Raw genomic sequence first — 22,141 nt, 5'->3', positions numbered from 1 at the left:
ATTTTTTTATGGGCGAGGGTCGACCGCTCAGGGACGATAGACCTTGACGTTGGCAAAGCCCTTCTCCTTGAGGTAAAGCGCCTGCAACTTGCTCATCACGCCGCGATCGCAGTAGAGCAGGTAGGTCTTCTCTTGCGGCAGATCGCCAAAGGCGGTGGCCAGCTTGAAGAAGGGGATGTGCAGCACCTCGCGCCCTTCCACCACCAGCGGCTTCTCGTCGTGCTCCTCCACGGAGCGGATATCCAGGATCACCTCGTCATCACCGGTCGCGGCCGTGGTCTCCACCTCCTGCACCTCGGCGGCGGTCTCCTCACCGATGCGGCGGATATCGAGGTAACGGGCCTCGGCCACCACCTTGTCCAGAATGGCGAAGTCGAAGTTGGCCTCTTCCGCCTCGATGCGGGAGAGCTCGGCCTTCACGGTCGGTTTCTTGGAGATGACGCCGCAATACTCCGGCATGGTCTCGGCGAACTCCAGGGTGCCGATGCGACGGGCTTCGCTGATGATGTCCGGCTTGTCCCAGGTGATGAGGGGGCGCAGGATCACCTTGTCGGTCACCCGGTCGATGACGTTCAGGTTGGTCAAGGTCTGGCTGGAGACCTGGCCCACGCACTCGCCGGTCACCAGGGCCGGGATCTGGAACTCGTCGGCCACCTTGGCGGCGGCGCGCATCATCATCCGCTTGAGCACCACCCCCATCTGACCGTTGTCGATCTTCTCGAGGATCTCGGCCACCACGGGCTCGAAGTCCACCGCGGTGAAACGCACCCGATGGGAGGAGCCAAAGCGGTTCCACAGGTGATAGGCCACCTGCTTGACGCCGATCTCGTGGGCGGCCCCGCCCAGATTGAAGAAGCAGTAGTGCACGCGGCAGCCGCGCTTGATGAACTGGAATGAAGCGACACCGGAGTCAAAGCCGCCGGAGAGCAGGCTCAGCACATCTTCCTGGGTGGCGATGGGCATGCCGCTCAGGCCCTGGTGGATGGCGCTGACGATGAAGAGCTCCTCGCCGTCGATCTCGAGGTTGATCTTCACGTCCGGGTTCTTGAGGCGCACGCCGTTGCTCACGCAGTGCTGGTTCAGGCCGCCACCCACGTAGCGCTCGATCTCCAGCGAAGAGAACTCGTGCTTCCCGTGGCGCTTGGCGCGCACGCAGAAGGTCTTGCCTTCTAGCTGGTCACCCCAGACGGCTTTCACCTGCTCGAAGATGTCGTGCAGGTCGGTAAACTTGCTGGCCTGCACCTCGAGGAAGGCTTGGATGCCGGGGATGCAGGCGAGCGCTTCGATGGCCTGCTCGCGGAACTGGTCGTTACGGGAGCTCACGATCAGCTTGTCCCAGTCCATCCGCACCCGGGCATCGTCGTCGAAGCGGCGCAGGACATTGCGGATGTTGCCCTGCAGTATCTTGATGAAGCGCTGGCGAACCGACTTGCTCTTGATGGTGATTTCCGGGAACAGCTTGATAATGAACTTCATGGTATTGACTCGGGTGGCCTCGATTTAAGGGCGCGAATTATATCAGAACTTTGTGGCCAGCGCCTACTGGATGAGCGGCCGCTCACATTCCCCCACGCAATGTTTGCCGCACCCTGGCCATCTTGCGTATATTCCCCAGCCTGCGCCCCGGCAACACGGCACCCATGAAAATCCATATCTACTACCCCGGCATGGAAGTGCGGGATGAACTCTGGCTCAAGTTTGCCCTGCTCTATCTGGAGCGGCTCGCCTTCGTCTTCACCGTCAGTGAAAAGAGCGGCCTCACCACCCTGCTCGAGACCCTGCGCCGGCAGACCGACCTGCTGGCCGAACCGCCAGCACCCGCCTTCTTCGCCGCCATCACGCCCCAGATCGAGAACCAGATTGCCGGCCTGGTTGCCCCCGACTTCGTCCGCCACAAGGTGTTTGGCAACAAGGAGTTGATCGGTCGCTGGCGCACGCCGGCCAACCACGACTGCTTCTGTCCGGCCCAGGCGGGGCTGGAGCGGCTGCACGGCTTTTGTCTGGCTCACGGTTTTGCCAGCCTGGAGGAGGGCGGGTTCAGGATGGCGCGCCGCTTTGCCAACCTGCTCTCAATGCGCCTCGCCCGCGAGTGGGCACTCGCCAATGACGGCGCCCTCATCACTGATCACGACTATCTGGATCGGCTGCTCCACCTGCTTGAATCCCGCTATCACAACCGCGGTGGTCAGGATTGCTTCCATCTGGAGATCCCGCTGCGAGTGCCCGCCAACTTAAGCGAGATCCCCATTGCAGAGCTTATTGCCCTGCGCGGGCGCAGCGGTTTTCGCCAACAGCTGGCCGAGTTCCATCAGGCCCTCGACGCCCTGCTCGCCATGCTGGGCAGCGGCTACGCCGAGCCCGCCGTGCTGACCCGTTTCGAGCAGGCACAGCAGGGGCTCAACCCGCTGCTGGGGCCCGAGACGGTCAGCCTGCCGCTCACCACCCTGATCAGCACCAGCCTGCCCGCCATGGCGATGATCCACCGCCTCAAGGCGAGCCACCCGGACAGCCCCCTGGTGTTTCACCCCATCAAAAAGAGCCACTTCCACCAGCGCAAGAGTCAGCACTTCTTCACCCGACTGGGCCAGGTCAAGCCCTGAGCCGGTCGGCGCCCAGCCGAAGGTGGATAACCCCTGGCATCGGAGCCATCCCCGATGTCGTCAATATTCTGGCGCCTGCCATGGAGCCCCCTCAGGAGGGATTTTCCAGCCGAAACTCGATGCGATCGCTGTTGCCCGCCTCGTCCACCACCACCAGCTGGTAGCGACCGGCCTCACTCAACACCTGATCCCCGTCCCAGCGCAGCCGCTGGCCGTTGAGAAACCAGGCCGGCTTGCCGACGCCCCCCAGCACCCTGGGCTGCAGCCGATAGCGCTGGCTGCGGATAAGATTGCCCTCCCCCAGCGCCAGGATGCGGATGGGGGCCTGCAGCTCGGCGCTCTGCCCCTCCCCCGCGCAGCCGCTGGCAAGCAGCGCCTGACGCCGCTCGCCGGGCGTACGCCACGGCTCCAGCGACAGCGGCCACAGGGCCCGAAAACCGGATTGCGCCGCATCCTGGCAACGTGTCAGCGTCGGCTTGCCCGCAACGGTCAGTGCGACCTGGCGCAGCGGCGAGGGCCAGTCCATGGGATCTGGCAAGGTGGGGGGATCGCGCCCTTCCAGCAACCAGGCGCTCTGGCGCTGCAAACAGGTCTCAGGCAGGGTCGCGCTCACCCTGCGCCCCAGCGGCCAGCAGATCTCCGCTTCGCTGACCGTGTTGGGCTGCATCGGCAGAGGGCTGTTATCCGCCAATCGCGAGTAAACCGAGAGCAGCAGCGGCACCGCCGCGCTCTGGCCGTAAAAACCGGGCATGGGGGTGCCGTCGGGGCGCCCAAGCCAGACGCCTATGGTCCAGCGACCGGAGACCCCCATCGCCCAGCTGTCGCGATAGCCGTAGCTGGTGCCGGTCTTCCAGGCCAGTCGGTTAACCCGGCCGGTCGCTTCACTGGCAAAGGGCTGATCAGCCCGCCCCTGCGCGCTCAATATCTGCCAGATGATCCAGGCCGCCCCCGGACTCAGCAAGGGGCGCGACACCGCTCGCTGCCCCGCCAGCCAGACCGGCATGGCCACCTGCCCCTGCCGGGTCAGCGCGCTGTAGAGCGCCACCAGCTGCTCGAGCCGAATACCCGCCGCCCCGAGCGCGATGGCCGGATTGGGTTTGTCGGAGAGCGCCAGCCGCACCCCGGCGTTGTCGAGGCGGCTGACCAGCTTGTCGGGCCCGAGCGCCTCCAGCACCTGCACCGCCGGTACGTTGAGGGATTGCTGCAGCGCCTGAGCGAGCGTCACCGGCCCCTGAAAGGCACCGGAAAAGTTGGCGGGTCTATAATCCGAGCCGAGCCTTGGCGCATCGGAGAGCAGAGAAGCCGAATGCACCAGCCCCTCATCCATCGCCAGACCGTAGATAAAGGGCTTGAGGGTGGAGCCGGGAGAGCGGATCGCCTGCACCATGTCGAGGTAACCGTGGCGGCGCAGGTTGCCATATTCGGAGCTGCCCACATAGGCGCGCACCGCCATGGTTTGGTTGTCGACCAAGAGCAACGCCGCTGAGGTCTGCTCCGGGAAGCGGCGGATATAGCTCGCCACCCGTCCCTCCAGCCAGCGCTGCAGATCCCCGTCTATGGTGGTGTGCACCAGCTCCCCGGCCTGATGGTCGGCGGCGAGGCGGGCAAACAGCGGCGCCTCCATCGGCGTGAAGTGACCGCGAGCCAGCACCGGCTCGATGCGTCCCTCCAACCACACCGGCTCGGGCCAGACACCCTGCGCTACCAGTCGCTGCATCACCTTGTCGCGGGCTGCGCGGGCCCGCTCGGGGTGGCGATCCGGCCGGTTGCGGCTGGGGGCCTGCGGCAGCACCGCCAACAGCGCCGCCTCGGCATAAGTCAGCTTGGCTGCGCTCTTGCCGAGATAGGCAAAACTGGCCGCCTGCACCCCCTCCAAATTGCCGCCAAAGGGCGCCCGGTTGAGGTAGACGGTGAGCAGGGTGCGCTTGTCATAGTGCCACTCCAGCTGCAGCGCGCGCGCCATCTGGCGCAGCTTGCCGGACACGCTCCTGTGGTAGGGCTCGATAAGGCGCGCCACCTGCATGGTGAGGGTCGAGCCGCCCGACACGGCACGCCCATAGCGCAGCCACTGCCAGACCCCGCGCACCATGGCCACCGGATTGACCCCGGGATGACGCCAGAAATGGCGATCCTCGTAGCCCAGCAGCGCCTCGGTATAGCGTGGGGAGACCTGCTCCAGGGTCACGGGGTAGCGCCACACGCCGCTGGTATCGGCAAAGGCGCGCAGCGGCCGCCCCTTCATGTCGAGCACCACCCGCGCATAGGCGGGGTCGAGCGGTGGCGGCGGGAAAATCCGATCCAGCGCCAGCAGCGACAGAAACAGGGCGGCTGCCCCCAGCACCGAGAAGCGCAGCCAGCGTGGCAGACGGCTCAGTCGGTGGCGGCAAATGCGGCCACCGTGACACAGTCGCAGCCAGCCGCGCCGCCAGAAAGTGAGCGTGCGAACCCGCTCAAGGGAGGGTTTGTTACTCAGAGATACGCACCTCGTGGATATCCTCACCCAGAGCCCTGAGCTCGGGGCGGTACATATCCTCCACCTGGGTCGGCGGCACCTGATAGCGACCCGGCGTCACCGCCCGCATCAGGTAGACCAGCTGCTGGTTGATCCCCTCGCTCAGATCCAGCGCCGCCGTGTAGCGGTCGTCGCGAAACTCCTGATGCTTGAGGTAGTCGTTCCACTCGCTCTGCCACGCCGGTTTCCCCTCGATGGAGAGCTCTTCGAGCTTGATGCTGTTGCCAAGGGCCGGGTTCTCCAGCTCGAAGCCGGCGGGCACCATCTCCACCAGCAGGGCATCGGGCACCGCCGACTCGCTGCTGACATTGAGCCGCACCACCACCAGATCGCCCACCTTTACCTTGGCGGGATCAAACGGCTGACCGTCGCTGTTGAACCAGCTGCGGGTCACGCTTATCCCCTGACTCAACCTGGTAGGAGCCTGCTCGGGGTAACCGCTCAAGGTGCGCTGCACATAGAGGGAGCCCTTGCCCTCGTTGCTGATAGTGCTCGCGGCCAGTGCCTCGGGGGCACCCAGCTGCAACGGGGCCGAACCGCTCAGGGATCCACTGCCAAGAGAGGAGGTCACCCTGGCCTGCCAGTCGACGGCCGGATCGAAGCGGGCTAGTCGCAGCAGGGCGAGCCGCTCCTGGGTACTGAGCCACTGACGGTGAGCCAGGGTGACGGCCACCTTGGCGCTGAGATCAGGCCAGCGCTCCGCAGCCAGCTTGTGCTGGCGCAGCAAGGAGAGCTCAAGGGCCTGATCGCGCAGCGGTGAGCCGTAATCCCCGAGATAGTCATCACCACGCTCGGTCACCAATGCCCGACTGAGGGCCTTGGCCGCGTTCTGTTCATCCCCCATGGCTGAGAGTGCCAGCGAGAGGTGCAAGAGCGGCAAGCCGGAGCGGGCGTGATCGGCCTGCTGCTCCCAGACAAGGCGCAGGGTAGCGAGCGGCGCCTTGCCCACCCGGGCCAGCACATAGGCACTGTAGGCCTGATAGGCCAGCCGGCTGTGCTCGGGGGCACTGCTCCAGCGCTCGCCGTACTGGCTGTCGGTGAGATAGCTCTGCAGCCGGTTCAGCGCCTGATTGAGCATCGCCTCCGGCACTGCGTCACCCGCCTCCTTGCGCGCCAGCAGGTAGTCGGCAGCATAGGCGGTGAGCCACTGCTCCTCGTCGGAGCGACCATCCCACAGACCAAAGCCGCCGCTTGGCAGTTGCAACCGCTGCAGCCGTTGCAGCAGGGCGCGCTGCACATCCGCCTCGCTCGCCGCTTTCTTGCCCTCTGCGGGTTTGCTCCAGGCGATGCGCTCATCCGCCGTGGTCAGCAAGTAAGGCCACGCACGGGACAAGGTCTGCTCCAGACAGGCGTAGGGATAGTCGGCCAGCGCCTGCCACTGGGCTGCCGGATCCCAGGGCGGGGTGCCAGAGAGGCTGAGCAGCCCCTGCAGGTTGGCGCGATCCAGCCCGGCCAGCTCAGCTGGCGCAAAGCTCATCTGCTGGCCGGGGGCCAGCATCTGATAGCGTTGGCGAGTCTCGGCCGGCCAGGGGGAGCGCAGCGGCAGAGCCCAGTCGCGACTTATCGCAAAATCCTTGCCGCTGGCAGCCAACTGCAGGCTTGCCACACCGCTCGCCCCGGTCACGGTGAGCGGCAGGCTCAGCCACTGCTCTTCGCCATTTTTCAGGGAAAGGGTGCCGGGCAGCTCGCCGTTTGCCTTGAGCCCGCCATTGAGGGTCCAGACAAGGGAGAGGACCTGATCCTCGCCACTCATGTTACGCAGCTGCACCAACGCCCGGGTCTCATCCCCTCTGGCGCCAAAGCGCGGCCAGCCAATTTCGGCCACCAGGGGCGCCACAACTTTGACGGCGCGTTTGGCCTCACCGACCTGTTGTTCGTTCCAGGCCAATGCCATCAGTGCCAACTCGCCGTTGAAGTTGGGCAGATCGAGCGGGATCACCGCCTTGCCGCTCTCATCAAAGCTCACCTCGCCGCTCCACAGCGCAGCAATCTCGACCCGGCTCTCCAGCGCGCCGCCCTTTTTCAGCGGCGCACGGTCACCCCCATAGTTGAGGCGGGCCAGCTTGCCATCTTGCGGCGGGATCACCTGGCCATAGTTGTCGAACAAATCCTGGGCGAAGCGCTTGCGGCCAAAGAAGATCTCGAACGGGTCGAGGGGTTGATAATCGCTGATATTGAGCACGCCCCGATCCACCGCCGCCAATACCACCCGCCCCTGACTGTTGGGGGTGGAGGTGGCGGTCACCTCCAGTCGAGTGAGCGGCACCGCTTTATCCGGCGCGCTCAGGGTGAGCGGCAGACGGCGCGCTTCCCGATCCAGCGTGAGCGGCACCAGACCGACCGAGCGCAGGCTCTGCCCCTGCGGCTTGCCAGCCGGTTTGGAGGCGCTGTCTGGCGCGGCGATCTGGGCCGAGATATGCAGGTCATGGCGCTGCCACTCGGGGCTGACCGGGATCTCGAACTCGCCGCGAGCATCCTTGGCCTCGCCACCGGCACCCTTGAGCTCGATGCGCTGCCACCAGCGCAGGCTGTCGCCATCTTCCACCAGCAGCAACCCCTTGCCGGGGCGCGGGGCCACCAGGGTCACTTTGGCCTTATCGCCCGCCTGATAGGCGCGCTTGTCGAGGGTGATGGCAATCTTGTCGGGCCGCGCCTGCTCGCCACCGCCACCCCAGGCGTAACTGCCGATCTCCACCCGCAGGCTCGATTGATGGCCCTGACTGTTCTCCACCTCCAACCGATACCAGCCCGCCGCCAGCTGCAAACTAAGGGGGGTCGGCCCCTTGCCGTCCAGCTGCAGGGTCTGCTCCTGCTCCAGATAGGGCTGGCTGTTGAACTCGTACTTCCACCCCTCGCCATCGGCGTAGTGCCAGTAGTAGTCGCGGTACTCGTTGATGAGGCGCACCTTCACCGCCCCCGCCACCGGCTGACCTTGCTCATCGAGGTTGAGGATCTGGAAGGGGAGCGGCTTGCCCCCCTCTACCCGATCAGCCACGAAGTCGGCCTTGAGTGCCGGCCACTGGCTGCCCGCGGGCCAGCCATACTGGGTGCGGCTGCGATTGACGGCGCGGCCACCGGGCTCGGAGAGCGACACCCGATAGGCCACCTCCAGCGGCCCGAGGGCGCGCACTCCATCGAGCTCATCAGCTAACGAAAAAGTCCCCTGCCCCTGCGCATCGAGGGTGAGACTCCGCGCCTCGAGATCCTTGGCCTGCTCGGCGAGCAGCACATCCCCCAGGGTGAACTCCTGCCACTGGGTAAAGGGCATGGTGGCGCGGCTTATCTTCACCTCCGCCTTGGCCTTGGTGGCGCTCGCTGGCGCACCGTAGAGATAGTCCCCCTGCAGCGGCAGGGTGAGGGCGGCGTCCAGACTCGTCACTTCCCCATCCGGCCCCTTGCCAAGCTGCAGTTTCAGCCGTTCCGGCAGAAACTCCTCCACCAGAAAAGGCCACTCGAAGCGGCTGCCGGCGGCGGTCTTGAGGTTGATGGTCCAGCGCCCGAGCGGCGCATCATCCGGCAAACGCAGGCCGTAGTGGGCCGCGCCCAAATTGTCCGGCAGCAGCCGTTTTTGCTCCAGCAGCTGGCCATCCGGCTGTTTCACCTCCAGCTCCACCGCCATGCCCGGCAGCAGCTGGCCATCCTGCCCCTTGAGCAGGATCTCGCTGTCGAGCCGCTCGCCGGGGCGATAGAGGTCGCGCCCGCTGAACAGATAAAGCTGCTGGGCCTGCCAGGGCTGGGTGCCGAGATCGAAGGTGGAGAGATCGAGCGCCGCCCCATCGAGGCGCAGCACCGCCAGATGGGTGCCCTGCTCGGCCAGCAACAGGCGGGCCCCCTGCACCTGATCGAAGCGGCGATGGCCTTGCGGATCCGTGTTTTGCACCTGTAGCCGGTTGCCCTTCTCATCGAGCAGGGAGAGCTGCACATCCTTGAGCGGGTCGGCGCTGGCCAGGGAGCTCACGAACACCTCCAGCTGATCGCGGTAACGGCGGGCACTGAGCCCCATGTCGCTCACCGCGAAGTAGGTGGTCTCCTTGCGCCAGTCGTAGTTGCCAAGGGGCGACATCACCGCAAAGTAGACGCCAGCCTCGGCCAGCTGCGGCTCCTTCACATTGATGAGGCGGGTCTCGCGCCGGTTGGCATCGAGCTCCAGCGCGTAGCGGCCGCTGAATACCCGCTTGGCCCGCTGGGTGATCTGCTCAAGCTCCCAGTTGCCCATGCCGGCACCGGGGCGATACTCCGCCAGGAAACGGGGCAGATATTCCGCATCGACCCGAAAGAAGTCGATATTGACCTCGTCCACGTTGACCGCGCTGATGGGCAGGCGCAGCTCGTCGCGCAGCGGCAGTACCATGCCGCTGGCGGTAAAGGAGGCCCCCGCCTCCAGCGGCCGGGTCTTGAGAGTCCAGCTCTGGGGGGATGGGCCCAGCCCCGTCTTGAGGCTCACCTCGTAGCTCTTGTCGGGCTGGACGTTCGGGAAATAGAGGGTGCGACCATCGTCGGCCAGGATCCACTCCCCCTGCACCTGCTTGCCCCCTTCACTGACAGAGAGCCAGCTCTGCCAGTTCGCCTTGGGGGTCAGGGGGCCGGAGAAGACCAGGGCCAACGCCGGGGCATCGCGGTATTGGCGAGCATTGGCCTGCACCACGGAGGCGGGCGCCCCCGCCTCCTGCCGGGCCATCGGTTCTGTCGTCGGCACCTGGCTGGCAGGCTTGTCGGGACCGCAACCGGCCAGCAGCAGAGCGACCAACCCGGCCAACAACCAAGCGAAACGAGTGACAGGGCAGGGCTTGAAGGGGCGCATAGGTTCCATCCCGGGTTGAATCGCCGCCAGTGCGGCGCAGGAGCCAATAGGATAAAGCGTCACTCCCGGGAACACCAAATGCCTTGTCACGCCGAACCTGCTGGCGGATGCCTTCCCTCCCGGCACATATATTGTTCGCCGGCAGGATGGCCATCAGATTCATTCGGGGTTAGGATTCTGATTGATATTTTATATATGCGAACTCGTCCTGGTTTTCTGAACGCAGGCTAAACTGGTAACCATTGTTAGCTTGTGCGTCTCGGGGACATAAATTATTCTCTGGCCTAGCCACTCTCGGCGCGCCAATCAACCAAATATCAAGTAGTTAAGTATTTTTTAAACATTCAACATCTGTGCCGTAAATATCGTGCAGATGAGTTCAATGTGTCCCCCACACGTTGGCAATGGTTTTATTTATTACTGCGCACTCCATGCTTGCTGACCCTGGGTTCATGCCGGGTCAGCATGGTCGTGCATCCATCCCCCGTTGGAGTCATACCAGAATGGAAAATAACGATCTGTCCATTGTCGAAAAGAGATTGGTTGCCAGATTCCTGGATATGTTCATCAAGTTCGGCCTGATCCTGGCGCTGGGCTCGTTCTGCTTTACCGTGTTCTCCCCCTTCATGAACATGATGCTGTGGGCCCTGATCCTGGCGGTCACCCTCTATCCCCTCCACCAGCGCTTCGCCTCCCGACTGGGGGGAAAACAGGGCAAGGCGTCCACCCTGCTGGTCCTGCTGGGCATCCTGCTGATCGTGGCCCCCACCGTCGCCATGCTCGGCTCCCTGGGTGACAGCGTCAGCGCCCTGGTCGACAAGGTGAACAACAACACCCTGGTGATCCCGGCGCCTTCCGCCGAGGTCGCCAGCATCCCGCTGATCGGTGCCAAGCTGCACGCCTTCTGGACCAAGGCCTCGGTGGATCTGCCGAGCCTCCTCATCAGCTACAAGCCGCAGCTCGGGGAGATAGCTAAACAGGTCGTCGGCATGCTCGCCAGCATGGGCGGCGGCCTGCTGGGCTTCGTCGCCTCCTTCATCGTGGCCGGCATCATCATGGCCTGGGGGGCGCCGGGTGCCATCAGCGCCGAGCGCATCGCCATGCGCATCACCGATGAGCGCAAGGGCCTCGCCCTGACCAAGCTGTGCACCAGCACCATCCGGGCCGTGGCACAGGGGGTCATCGGGGTGGCCTTCATCCAGGCCCTGCTGGCCGGCGTCATCATGTCGCTCGCCGGGATCCCGGCGGTCGGCATCTTCTTCGTCCTGGCGCTGATCCTGGGGATTGCCCAGGTCCCCGTCATCCTGGTCACGGGTCCGGCCATCGCCTACATGTGGATGTCGGGGGAGCACGGCACCCTGCTCAACGTCATCTACTCAGTGCTGCTGGTCGTGGCCGGTATGGCCGACAACGTGCTCAAGCCGCTGCTGCTGGGGCGTGGCGTCGATGCGCCCATGCCGGTAGTGCTGCTGGGGGCCCTGGGCGGCATGGCCACCAATGGCATCCTCGGCATGTTCATCGGTGCCACCCTGCTCTCCATCGGCTATCGCATCTTCATGGCCTGGGTCAACGACGGTCTGGCCAACGCGGAAAAATAACCCCATGGCCGACGCATTTCCTCTCCTTCGCCCCCTGCTTGCAGGGGGCGCCTGCCTGCTGCTTGGCGCCTGTACCCTGCTCGGGCCCAACTATCAGGCCCCCGGCGTCGAGGAGATGGCCAACTGGCACAGCGCCAGCGAGGGTCAGCAGGCAGTGACGGTGACCGACTACCGCCGATGGTGGGACAGCTTGCACGATCCCGTGCTGAGCGCTCTGGTGGAGGAGGCCTTCCTCAAGAACCCGGACGTGCGGATCGCCGGCCTGCGGATCCTCGAGGCCCAGGCCCAGCTCGGCATTGCCGAGAGCCTGCTCGGCCCCCAGGCGACGGTGGGGACGGCGGAATTCCTCCAGGCAGGTCAGACCCGCAACGGCCACAGCAGCGCGGGCAGCAGCTACGGCGCCGGCTTCAACCTCGGCTGGGAGCTCGACTTCTGGGGCAAGTTCCAGCGCGGAGTCGAGGCGGCGGATGCCAGCTATTTCGCGACCCTGGCCCAGTATGACGACATCCAGGTGTTGATGGCGGCCCAGGTGGCCCAGCTCTATGTGAGCATCCGTACCCTGGAGGCCAGGCTGCACATCGCCCGGGAGAATGCCCGCATCCAGCGGCGCAGCCTCGAGATCACCGAGCGGCTGTTCAAGAGCGGCAACAGCGCCGAGCTGGACGTGCAGCAGGCCAGGACCCAGTACCTGGGCACCCTGTCCGGCATTCCCCAGCTCGAGACCAGCCTGCGCCAGAGCCAGAACGCCCTCTCCACCCTGCTCGCCCGATCCCCGGGTCCCCTGCCCGAGATGGCGCAGGGCACGGGGGCCATTCCCGAAGGGGAGCTGGCCCTGGTTACCGAGATGCCCGCGGATCTGCTGCGCCGTCGTCCCGACGTGCGGGTGGCGGAGCATCAGCTGGCCGCCCAGTCGGCCCTCATCGGGGTGGCCGAGAGCGAGCTCTACCCCTCCATCACCCTGCTCGGCACCCTGGGAGTCAATGCCAGCGGCGGGGAGAGTGGCACCTTCTCCTGGGCCGTCGGACCGTCGCTCAGCTGGAACCTGCTGGATCAGGGACGGCTCGGCAACCAGATCCTGGTGCAGGACGCCCGCTTCCAGCAGCTTCACGAACGCTACCGCGACAGCGTGTTCAAGGCCGCCCGCGAGGTGGATGACGCGGCCGTGGCCTATGCCAACGGCCAGGAGGAGATCGCCCTGCTGACCCAGACCGGCGAGGCCGCCCGCCGCGCCCTGGCGATCGCCAACACCCAGTATCGCGAGGGGATGGCGGATTTTCAGCGGGTCCTCGACTCCCAGCGCGCCCTGTTCAGCCAGCAGGAGCGACTGGTCAACAGCCGCGGCGCCCGGATGCGCGACCTCATCACGCTCTACAAGGCTCTCGGCGGCGGCTGGGAACAGGGGCGCTCCCGCCCCCTGGTTACCCCGGAGGTGGAGGCCCAGCTGCGTCAACGCGCCGACTGGGCTCCCCTGCTCGACGCCGCCCGCCCCATGACACAGAAGGCAAGTGCCCATGACTGACAACACCGCCTCTCCCGGCCAGGCCAGCCGCCGTGCCACCCTAGGACTGCTGGGACTCATTCTCCTGCTGCTCGGCTGGTATCTGCTGGCCGACCGGCTGACCCCCTACAGCTCCCAGGCCCGCGTGCAGGCCTTCGTGGTCCCTATCGCCGCCGAGGTGTCCGGCCAGATCCAGAAGGTCCATGTGCGCGACAATCAGGACGTGGAGGGCGGCGCCCCCCTGTTCGAGATCGATCCCGAACCCTATGACATCGCCCTGGCCAAGGCCAGATCCGACTACCAGACGGTACTGAGCGGCGTCAAGGCGAACAACGAAGGGGTCAAGGCGGCCGAGGCGGCCCTGATGGCCATGCGCGCCGCCTATGACAACGCGGCCAAGGATGCCGAACGCCAGGAGCGGCTCTATCGCGAGGATCCGGGGGCCATCTCGGTGCGCCGCCTCGAGGTGGCCCAGGCCAGCCGCGAGACGGCCAAAAGCCAGGTGGCGGCGGCCGAGGCCGACGTCCGGCGCGCCATCGAGGCGGCCGGGGCGAGCGGCGAGGACAACTCCCAGCTGCTCAGCGCCCGCTCGGCGGTGCACAAGGCCGAGCTGGATCGCCAGAACACCCGCGTGGTGGCGCCGGGCCGCGGCCTTGTCACCGACTTGAGCACGGATGCGGGTCAGTTTATCGGGGCTGGCGCCCCGGCCATGACCCTGATCGCCATCCACGACGTCTGGGTATCGGCCGATCTGACGGAGAACAACCTCGGCAACATCCGGTCGGGAGACAGGGTTTCCATCCTGCTGGACAGCCTGCCGGGCCGTCTGTACGAAGGCGAGGTGCGCAGCATCGGCTACGGGGTGGGCGACGGCAAGAGCCAGCCCGCCGGCACGCTGCCGACGGTGGACAACAACCGCGACTGGCTGCGCCAGGCCCAGCGCTTCCCGGTCAAGATCGCCTTCAAGGCCGACGACTTCCCCCCTGTCGAGGCGCTGCGGGTCGGCGGTCAGGCCGACGTGCTGGTCTACACCGGCGAGCGCGGGCCGATGCACTGGCTGGGGGGGCTCTACATCCGGCTGATGAGCCTCTTCTCCTTCCTCTATTGAGGCACCTCATGGAACAGGCTGACCAGGCGGTACTGCGCATTGGCACGGGCATCGGGCTCGCGACGGGGATCTGTTACGGCCTGGCCCTGCCCATGCCCCACCTCGGCGTCATCATGGCCTGGGTGGTGCTGTGCCGACCCGGCGAGCCCCTGGCGCTGAAGAAGGGGCTGGTCGGCGGGCTCCTGTTGCTGGGGATCATGGTCTCCGGCGTGCTGCTGGTGCCACTGCTGACCCACTATGCCCTGGCCGGCGTGCTGCTGGTCGCCCTGTCGCTCCATCTGTTGATGCAGCTGGGGATGGCCGGCAAGGGGGGGGCCGCCATGCTGCTCATCATGGCCATCACGGTGATCCCGGTGGCCGGTCTCATCGAGCAGCGCCTTGCCATCGCCATCGCCCAGATGATGGGGCTGGGGATCCTGATAGGTACCCTGGTCAACCGGCTGGCGCACGCCCTCTTCCCTCCCCCGCCTGCGACGGGCACGGCCGCCAGACCGGCCCCACCGCCCCCCGAGCATCCCGAGCGGCTGGCGCTGCGGGCCGTGGCCATCGTATTGCCGGTGTGGCTGCTGGCCCTCGGCAATCCGGCGTTCTACATCCCCGCCGTCATGAAGACGGTGGCCCTGGCCCAGCAGAGCACCTCCCTCAATGCCAGGCAGGCGGGCCAGGAGCTGGTGCTCTCGACCCTGGCGGGCGCCCTGCTGGCGTTCGCGCTCTGGATGGGGCTCAGCCTCTGGCCCTCCCTGCTGATGCTGGTGCTGATGCTAATGCTGATGACCCTCTGGCTGGCGCGGCGGCTGGTGCCACTAGTGGCCAGCCGCTTCCCGCCCTCGTTCTGGAGCAACGCCTGGATCACGGCCCTCATCCTGCTCGGGCCCGCCATCGAGGACAGCGCCACCGGCAAGGATGTGTGGCTGGCGGCCGCCATGCGCTGCGGCCTCTACCTCTTGGTGGCCGGCTACGGCTGGCTCTGTATCTTGCTGCTCGAACAGTGGTGGCCGGTCGGCCGCCCGCTGGCAGAAGCCAAGCTAGGAGAGTGATATGTTTACGATTTTTCTGGTCGGCATCCCGGTGATCCTGGTCAACATGCTGCTGCAATCCCTGGTTGCCGTCTGGAGCATCCGCTTCTACGTCAAGCGGTTCCATCGCCGCGAGGGGGCCCTGGCCGGCATGCTGGCCCTGTTTGGCATCATCACCCTGGTGATGCTGGGCAACCTGGCACAGATTGGCGTCTGGGGAGCGCTCTTCCTGTGGCTCGGCGAGTTCGACACCCTGCAGGAGGCCGTCTACCACTCCGGCGTCAACTTCGCCACCCTGGGCTATGGCGACATCGTCATGAGTGCGCAGTGGAAGCTGCTGGGCCCGCTGGAGGCGGTCAACGGCGCCCTGATGATAGGCCTCTCCGGCGCCTGCATGCTGGCGGTACTGCAGCACCATATCCGCAAGCAGCTCGACGACGCCCCCTCACCGGAACGGTGAGCGACCTTGATGCGAGAGAGAAGGGCCACTCCATGGAGTGGCCCTTCTCTCTCAGGAGTCGGCTCACCGACCCCTTAGCGCCAGCCATCCCTACTCGGCGCACGCCATCTGCCAGGTCTTGAAGCCGCCGGAGAGGTTCTTGACCTTGAAGCCGTGCTGGCTCAGCAGGCGGCAGGCCACGTGGCCGCGCAGCCCCACCTGACAGCTGATGAGCAGCTCTTTATCCTTGGGCAGTTCATGGAGGCGACTGCGCAGCTCATCCAGAGGGATGTGCAACGCCCCCGGAATGCGACCCAGCTTGTCGAGCTCGGGGCCGCTGCGCACATCCAGCACCTGTTGATGAGGGTGGCGGGCCTGCACCTCGGCGGCGTGACAGAGCAGGGTATCCCCCTTCAGATGGTTGCTCGCCACGAAGCCCGCCATGTTGATCGCGTCCTTGGCCGAGCCGAAGGGGGGCGCATAGGTGAGCTCCAGATCCTGCAGATCGAACACGGTGAGACCGGCGCGCTGGGCCACCGCCAGCACGTCGATGCGCTTGTCGACCCCGGCCTTGCCGATGGCCTGGGCACCGTAGATCTTGCCGTCCGGCGCAAACAGCAGCTTGAGGCTGATCGGGTGGGCGCCGGGGTAGTAGCCGGCGTGGCTGCCCGGGTGCACATAGGCCTTCTCGAACGGCAAGCCCAGCTGCACCAGCCGCTTCTCGTTCAGCCCCGTGCTCGCCACCGCCAGATCGAACAGCTTGCAGATGGCGGTGCCTTGCGTCTTCTTGTAGGTCTCGCTTCGACCCAGCATGTTGTCGGCGGCGATGCGTCCCTGGCGGTTGGCGGGCCCCGCCAGCGGGATCAGCACCGGCTCGCCGGTGACGAAGTCGGTCTCCTCCACTGCGTCCCCCACCGCATAGATGAAGGGATCCGAGGTGCGCATCCCGGCGTCCACCTTGATGCCGCCACGGGGTCCCAGCTCCAGCCCGGCCTTGGACGCCAGCAGGGTCTCCGGCTTGACGCCGATGGCGAGGATCAGCAGGCCGGTGTCGAGCCGGCTGCCATCGCTCAGGGTCAGCCGCAGGCCGCCCCCTTGGGCGCTCGCCACCGCCGAGGTCTTCTCTGCCGGCACCGCCAGGCTCTCGATGGCACTGAGGCCGGTGCGCAGGCGAAGATCGATCCCCTCCTCCCGGATGCGGACGTGCAGCAGGTTGGCCATCTCCCTGTCCACGGGCGCCATCACCTGATCGGAGAGCTCCAGCAGGGTGACTTCGAGCTTGCGCTGGTGCAGCGCCTCCATCATCTCCAGCCCGATGAAGCCGCCCCCCACCACGGTGACATGGCGCGGCTTGTCGTGCGCCAGCGCCGCCAGGATGCGGTCCATGTCGGGAATGCTCCGCAGGGTATGCACTCCCGGGCTGTCGATGCCGGGGAAAGGCGGCCGTATGGGGGCGGCGCCCGGGCTCAGCAGCAGTCTGTCATAGGGCTCGCGCCGCTCCTCACCGGTCTGCAGGTTGCGCACCAGCAGGGTCTTGCCGGCCTTGTCTATCTCGATGACGTCGTGAAAGACCCGCACATCCACGTTGAAGCGGCGCTTGAAGCTTTGCGGCGTCTGCAGCAGCAAGGCATCCCGGTCGGGAATGTCCCCCCCAATGTGATAGGGCAGCCCACAGTTGGCGAAGCTGACGAACTCGCCCCGCTCGAACACCACTATCTCGGCCTCTTCGTTCAAACGACGGGCGCGGGCCGCCGCCGACGCCCCCCCGGCCACACCACCCACAATCAGGATCCGTTTCATCTGCAAGACTCCGCTCAACATGAGATGACCAATAAATTAGGCATTTCTAATTTAGATATCAATGAAATTTTGTTTGCCACGGTTTTGCAGTATTCTTGGCCTCCGACAATTGCTCAACAGGATAGTGTCAGTTCATGTCGTCTACCGCGCTCAGCCATCTCCCGACCGCCAGCCAGGCCCCGCTGTTCTTTCGCCTGGATACCCGTAGTCAACGGCTGGTCGCCCTGACCGATGTGATGCAGACCCCGCTCCACTGGCTTGACGAACCCCGCAGCGCCTGGCCGGCCCAGTTGCCGGACGCCCTGCGCCAGCCCATCGAGCAGCGCCTCGCCAGCGGCAAGGGGGGCAAGCTCCTGCTGCGCTTTGACTCCCTGCTGTGGCATGTCTCCCTCTCTCGCGAGCAGGACGCCTTCTGGCTCATCTGCCTGCAGACCCAGCCTCAGGAGAGTGCGGCCAACCTGTCGCTGCAACTGCCGCGCCTGAGCCAGATGGCCAGCCAGCGGCAGTACGCCCCCATGCTGGAGAGCCTCAAGGAGTGCCTGGGCGCTGACCGCCTGATCCTCTGGCACTACCAGGCCAATGGCCCCCTCGGTAGCGAACAGCTGACCCCGGTGTTCACCCTGGGGGTGGAATCCGTTGGCGCCATCCGCGGCGACAGCCGCTATATCCGCGCCCTGCGCACCCGGGGCGCCCTGAGCTTCTCGGAGGCGGCGCACCAGCCCATGCTGAGCCAGCACTATTACCTGGCCGATGCCAGCGTCAGCTCCCGACTGGACGGCGCCCTGCTGGAGCAGGAGAAGCTCGTCGGCGTGCTCAGCCTCGAGTATGCCGAAACCACCCTGATCGGCGACGAGACGCTGCAACTGGTGCGTCACTGCGCCCAGTTGCTGGGCCACTGGCAACCGGAGCCCGTGGCGACGGAGTCTCCGCTCATCCCCTCTCCCGACGGACTGGCCAACAAGACCGGCAGCGATTACTGCCGCGCCCTGGTGCGATGGGCCATGGACGCCAGCGGCGCCACCATCGGCTGGATCGGCGAGTTTCAGCCCCGCGGCCAGGATCTCTGGCTCATTCCGCGCTGCGTGCTGGAAGGGGATACCTTCTCCGCCGTCAAGCCCATGCGCATGGAGATGGGCCCGTGCCGGGAGATCTACCAGCACGGCCAGAGCCTTTACGTGGAAGACCTGCCCCTGCGCTACCCCCAGGCCAGCCAGCTGCTGGCCCTCAATGCCAGGAGCTACATCGGCATCCCCTTCCAGGGCGCAAACGGCCTCCCCCTGGGTCAGCTCACCCTGCTGCTCGCCGGGCCGCTTGCCGACCCCATGCCCCTGCTCGACGCCCTCTACGAGCAGCGTGAGCGGGCCGCCGTCGAGCTGCAGCGCATCGCCAATGACGATGCCCTGCGCCTGGCCGAGGTGGCCTTCAACACCCACGACGGCCTGCTGGTGATGGATCACGGCGGCATCATCCTCAAGGTCAACGCCTCCTTCAGCCGCATCACCGGCTTTGCGGGCGAGGAGATGATCGGCCAGCACATCGACACCCTGAGGCCCACCTACTACGGCGACAGCCTGAAAGAGGAGGTGGTCGCCGCCGTCAACCGGCAGGGGTACTGGAGCGGGGAGGAGCAGTGCCTGCACAAGGCGGGGCATCTCTTCCCGGTGCGGCTCATGGTGAGCGGCGTCAGGGATGATCTGGGGGAGCTCAGCCACTTCGTCAGCAGCTTCCACGACATCACCCAGGAGAAGGAGACGGCCCGCCACATCGAGCGCCTCGCCTATTACGACGACCTGTGCGATCTCTACAACAGGCGCAGCCTGAACGACATCATGCAGCGCACTCTGCAGACCCCGAGCGGTCAGTGGGGGGCCCTGCTGCTGCTGGATCTGGACAACTTCAAGTCGATCAACGACTCCCTCGGCCACGCCTGCGGCGACCTGCTGCTCCAGGCCGTGGTGGTGCGCCTCAAGTCCCTGCCCCAGGAAAACCTGGTGCTGGCCCGCACCTCGGGGGACGAGTTCGCCCTGCTGTTTACCGCCCTGGGCCAGGGCTATGTCACCGCCAAGATCCTGGCGGAGCACTTCGCCCGGGAGCTGATGGCGATCTTCCGCCACCCCTTCGACATCGGCGATCACAAGCTGCACTGCAGCGCCTCGGTGGGGATCAGCCTGTTCAGCGATGACGACAAGGATCACCTGATCCTGATGCAGCAGGCCGATACCGCCGTCCACATGGCCAAGCGCGCCGGTCAGGGCAACCACATCTTCTTCAGCGAGGCCATGGCGGAGAGGGAGAAGAGCAAGCTCTCCCTCAATAACCAGTTGCGCGATGCCCTGCGCAACAACGAGCTGGTGTTGCACTACCAGCCCCAGTACAGGGTCGACAACGGCAGCCTCTCCGGCGTGGAGGCGCTGCTGCGCTGGCAGAAGGCCGATGGCACCATGGTGCCCCCCGGCGAGTTCATCCCCATCGCCGAAGAGACCACCCTCATCCAGGAGATAGGTTACTGGGTGATGAAGACCGCCTGCGCCCAGTACAGCTTCTGGCTCAACAACGGCCTGGTCATCCCCCACCTGTCGGTCAACGTCAGCGCCCGCCAGTTCCACACCGCCGGCTTCGTACAGCAGGTGGAGTACATACTGCGGGACACCGGCGTGCCCCCGTCGCGCCTGCTGCTGGAGGTCACCGAGTCCGTGGTGCTGGAAAACCGGCTGGAAAGCATCGCCAGGATCCGCCAGCTCAAGGCCCTGGGCCTGCTCATCTCCATCGACGATTTCGGCACCGGCTACTCCTCACTGGCCTATCTGCGCGATCTGCCCGCCGATGAGGTCAAACTGGATAGAAGCTTCATCCAGACGCTGGTGCACAGCGAGCAGGACAAGGCCATCGTCAAGGCCATCCTGGACTTGGCCAAGGTCTTTCGCTTCACCGTGACCGCCGAAGGGGTGGAGGAAGAGGAGCAGCTCGCCGTGCTCAAGGCCCTGGGATGCCAGCATTATCAGGGCTTCCTCACCAGCAGGCCGCTCCCCGTCAAGGCGCTGGAGCGTCTGCTTGGCGGTGCCCGGCCAGGCTAAACATGTAGGATTTATAGGGCTTTCTGTCATAAAATAACGACCGCTAGTACCCTGTCCGAACCATTGGAGTCGTCTATGTCAGTCATTAACCGGAACCCTGTCGTTGAAACCAAGGGGCCTGCCGACCACGGCGCACAGCGGATCCCCGCCGTTGAAGCCGGCGACGCCAGCAGTACCGAAGTGATTGGCAGGATCCACTCCGTCGAGACCTGCGGCACCGTCGATGGCCCCGGCATTCGCTTCATCGTGTTCATGCAGGGCTGCCTGATGCGCTGCAAGTACTGCCACAACCGGGATACCTGGGACACCCAGGGCGGCCGCGAGGTCACCGTGCCCGAGCTGATGAAGGATCTCACCAGCTATCGCCACTTCATGAATGCCTCGGGCGGCGGCGTCACCGCCTCCGGTGGCGAGGCCATGCTGCAGCAGGAGTTCATCGCCGAGCTGTTCACCGCCTGCAAGGCGCAAGGGATCCACACCTGCCTGGATACCAACGGTTTCGTGCGCCACTACGACGAGCTGCTCGATCGGGTGCTCGACAACACCGATCTGGTGCTGCTCGACATCAAGCAGATCAACGACGAGAAGCACATTCCGCTTACCCACGTCAGCAACAAGTACACCCTGGAGTTCGCGCGCTATCTGGCGTCCCGCGGCCAGACCATGTGGATCCGCTACGTGGTGGTGCCCACCTGGTCCGATGATGACGAGAGTGCCGAAGGGCTCGGCCAGTTCATCGCCGAGCTGGGGGAGTGCGTCGAGAAGGTGGAGCTGCTGCCCTACCATGAGCTCGGCAAGCACAAGTGGGACGTGCTGGGGGACACTTACGATCTGGTCGGGATCAAGCCCCCCAGCAAGGAGACCATGGACAGGATCCAGGGCATCCTCGGCAAGTATCACCCCAACGTGAAGTATTGAGACAGGAGGCCGCCCGGCAGAGGGCGGCCTCTTTTCATTGTGCCGCCAGCGCCCGGGCTCATCACCGGGCAGTGACATCCGAGGGAACAGGTCATGAGTGAAGGACAAGTCTCCGCCCTCCTGCTCTGGCTGGTGCTGCTCGCCTTCAGCCTGAACGCCTCCCTGCTGCGCACCCTCCACGCCAACCCGCTCTACCAGCACCTCTGCCTGGGGAGCGCCATCGTCCTGATACCGCTCTGGGCCCTGCGGGCCGGGCTGCACGAGGGGCTGGAGATCCACTTTCTCGGCCTCACCAGCCTGACCCTGCTGCTGGGCTGGCGCCTCGCCCTGCTCGCCCCCTGCCTCACCCTGCTGATCCTCGCGGCCTTCGATGTCACCGAACTCGCGGACATCGGCTGGCAGGCCCTGATCGGCGTCGCCCTGCCGGTGGCCACCAGCTGGCTGCTGTTTCTGGCGAGCTGGGCCTGGCTGCCCCGCCACCTCTTCGTCTACCTGTTCGTGGCCGCCTTTCTCGGCGGCGCACTCAGCATCTCGGTCAAGGTGATCGCCAGCGCCCTGCTGATGGGGATGAGCGGCACCTACCCCTGGCACACCATCGGCGCCGACTACCTCTCCATCTGGCCCCTGCTGCTCTTCCCCGAGGCCCTGCTCAACGGCATGACCATGACACTGCTCGCCGTCTATCGCCCCCACTGGGTCAACACCTTCTTCGATCGGGAGTATCTGGGGCGCTGATAAATTGCTTCACATAAGCGGCATAGGGAGTAATAACCACCG

General features: G+C 65.6%; 13 protein-coding genes. 9 read left to right on the top strand and 4 right to left on the bottom strand.

Annotated elements, in window-relative coordinates:
- Nucleotides 1-27: 27 nt before the first annotated feature.
- Nucleotides 28-1,476 (bottom strand): tRNA uracil 4-sulfurtransferase ThiI, encoded by a 1,449-nt coding sequence (gene thiI, locus AB5Y72_RS02435; protein WP_209791624.1) that lies wholly within the window; start codon nucleotides 1,474-1,476, stop codon nucleotides 28-30.
- A 164-nt stretch (nucleotides 1,477-1,640) separates the two neighbouring features.
- Here thiI and AB5Y72_RS02430 point away from each other — a divergent pair, with 164 nt between their 5' ends.
- Entirely contained in the window at nucleotides 1,641-2,600 is a 960-nt protein-coding gene (locus tag AB5Y72_RS02430; protein ID WP_368198542.1) for a hypothetical protein, read from the top strand.
- 91 nt (nucleotides 2,601-2,691) lie between these two features.
- Here AB5Y72_RS02430 and pbpC read toward each other — a convergent pair whose 3' ends face one another.
- Complete coding sequence (gene pbpC, locus AB5Y72_RS02425; RefSeq protein ID WP_368198541.1) at nucleotides 2,692-5,100, bottom strand: penicillin-binding protein 1C; 2,409 nt, start codon at nucleotides 5,098-5,100, stop codon at nucleotides 2,692-2,694.
- A complete protein-coding gene (locus AB5Y72_RS02420; RefSeq protein WP_368198540.1) occupies nucleotides 5,066-9,913 on the bottom strand; it encodes an alpha-2-macroglobulin in 4,848 nt (1,615 codons plus the stop codon). The genes pbpC and AB5Y72_RS02420 overlap by 35 nt, the downstream gene beginning before the upstream one ends.
- Before the next feature lie 560 nt (nucleotides 9,914-10,473).
- Between AB5Y72_RS02420 and AB5Y72_RS02415 the strand changes: the two genes are divergently transcribed.
- Genes AB5Y72_RS02415 through AB5Y72_RS02395 form a run of 5 tightly spaced genes read left to right on the top strand, consistent with a single transcriptional unit; the run spans nucleotide 10,474 to nucleotide 15,593 of the window.
- Nucleotides 10,474-11,511, top strand: a complete 1,038-nt coding sequence (locus AB5Y72_RS02415) for an AI-2E family transporter (RefSeq protein ID WP_325782385.1) — start codon at nucleotides 10,474-10,476, stop codon at nucleotides 11,509-11,511.
- Nucleotides 11,512-11,515: 4 nt separating this feature from the next.
- Entirely contained in the window at nucleotides 11,516-13,030 is a 1,515-nt protein-coding gene (locus tag AB5Y72_RS02410) for an efflux transporter outer membrane subunit (RefSeq protein WP_325782386.1), read from the top strand.
- On the top strand, nucleotides 13,023-14,117 hold the full coding sequence (locus tag AB5Y72_RS02405) for an HlyD family secretion protein (RefSeq protein ID WP_325782387.1): 1,095 nt from the start codon (nucleotides 13,023-13,025) through the stop codon (nucleotides 14,115-14,117). The genes AB5Y72_RS02410 and AB5Y72_RS02405 overlap by 8 nt, the downstream gene beginning before the upstream one ends.
- Before the next feature lie 8 nt (nucleotides 14,118-14,125).
- On the top strand, nucleotides 14,126-15,154 hold the full coding sequence (locus AB5Y72_RS02400; protein ID WP_325782389.1) for a hypothetical protein: 1,029 nt from the start codon (nucleotides 14,126-14,128) through the stop codon (nucleotides 15,152-15,154).
- A 1-nt stretch (nucleotide 15,155) separates the two neighbouring features.
- The gene (locus tag AB5Y72_RS02395) at nucleotides 15,156-15,593 is read left to right on the top strand and encodes an ion channel (protein WP_279956323.1); all 438 of its coding nucleotides are present in this window, start codon (nucleotides 15,156-15,158) and stop codon (nucleotides 15,591-15,593) included.
- Nucleotides 15,594-15,683: 90 nt separating this feature from the next.
- On the opposite strand, the gene AB5Y72_RS02390 is transcribed toward AB5Y72_RS02395, so the two are convergent.
- Complete coding sequence (locus AB5Y72_RS02390; protein WP_325782391.1) at nucleotides 15,684-17,372, bottom strand: FAD-dependent oxidoreductase; 1,689 nt, start codon at nucleotides 17,370-17,372, stop codon at nucleotides 15,684-15,686.
- Nucleotides 17,373-17,506: 134 nt separating this feature from the next.
- On the opposite strand from AB5Y72_RS02390, the gene AB5Y72_RS02385 reads away from it, so the two are divergent.
- From AB5Y72_RS02385 to AB5Y72_RS02375, 3 genes are all read left to right on the top strand, one after another.
- Nucleotides 17,507-20,446: an EAL domain-containing protein gene (locus tag AB5Y72_RS02385; RefSeq protein ID WP_325782393.1), complete on the top strand. Its 2,940-nt coding sequence runs from the start codon at nucleotides 17,507-17,509 to the stop codon at nucleotides 20,444-20,446.
- A 75-nt stretch (nucleotides 20,447-20,521) separates the two neighbouring features.
- Nucleotides 20,522-21,364 (top strand): pyruvate formate lyase 1-activating protein, encoded by an 843-nt coding sequence (pflA, locus tag AB5Y72_RS02380; RefSeq protein ID WP_325782394.1) that lies wholly within the window; start codon nucleotides 20,522-20,524, stop codon nucleotides 21,362-21,364.
- Between the two features lie 93 nt (nucleotides 21,365-21,457).
- A complete protein-coding gene (locus tag AB5Y72_RS02375; RefSeq protein WP_325782395.1) occupies nucleotides 21,458-22,099 on the top strand; it encodes an energy-coupling factor ABC transporter permease in 642 nt (213 codons plus the stop codon).
- Nucleotides 22,100-22,141 lie beyond the last annotated feature (42 nt).

This window comes from Aeromonas sp. R7-4 (genome assembly GCF_040908055.1).
GTDB classification, from domain to species: domain Bacteria; phylum Pseudomonadota; class Gammaproteobacteria; order Enterobacterales; family Aeromonadaceae; genus Aeromonas; species Aeromonas sanarellii.
The sequence above is the reverse complement of the archived record's forward strand: the minus strand, read 5'-3'. Positions and strand labels throughout refer to the sequence as shown.

Bases quoted from the DNA above. Each gene is read 5' to 3' on its own strand.
- AB5Y72_RS02420 (WP_368198540.1), bottom strand. From the start codon at position 9,913: ATGCGCCCCTTCAAGCCCTGCCCTGTCACTCGTTTCGCTTGGTTGTTG.
- AB5Y72_RS02410 (WP_325782386.1), top strand. From the start codon at position 11,516: ATGGCCGACGCATTTCCTCTCCTTCGCCCCCTGCTTGCAGGGGGCGCC.
- AB5Y72_RS02430 (WP_368198542.1), top strand. From the start codon at position 1,641: ATGAAAATCCATATCTACTACCCCGGCATGGAAGTGCGGGATGAACTC.
- AB5Y72_RS02415 (WP_325782385.1), top strand. From the start codon at position 10,474: ATGTTCATCAAGTTCGGCCTGATCCTGGCGCTGGGCTCGTTCTGCTTT.
- AB5Y72_RS02390 (WP_325782391.1), bottom strand. From the start codon at position 17,372: ATGAAACGGATCCTGATTGTGGGTGGTGTGGCCGGGGGGGCGTCGGCG.
- AB5Y72_RS02400 (WP_325782389.1), top strand. From the start codon at position 14,126: ATGGAACAGGCTGACCAGGCGGTACTGCGCATTGGCACGGGCATCGGG.
- AB5Y72_RS02395 (WP_279956323.1), top strand. From the start codon at position 15,156: ATGTTTACGATTTTTCTGGTCGGCATCCCGGTGATCCTGGTCAACATG.
- pflA (WP_325782394.1), top strand. From the start codon at position 20,522: ATGTCAGTCATTAACCGGAACCCTGTCGTTGAAACCAAGGGGCCTGCC.
- AB5Y72_RS02375 (WP_325782395.1), top strand. From the start codon at position 21,458: ATGAGTGAAGGACAAGTCTCCGCCCTCCTGCTCTGGCTGGTGCTGCTC.
- AB5Y72_RS02405 (WP_325782387.1), top strand. From the start codon at position 13,023: ATGACTGACAACACCGCCTCTCCCGGCCAGGCCAGCCGCCGTGCCACC.
- AB5Y72_RS02385 (WP_325782393.1), top strand. From the start codon at position 17,507: ATGTCGTCTACCGCGCTCAGCCATCTCCCGACCGCCAGCCAGGCCCCG.
- thiI (WP_209791624.1), bottom strand. From the start codon at position 1,476: ATGAAGTTCATTATCAAGCTGTTCCCGGAAATCACCATCAAGAGCAAG.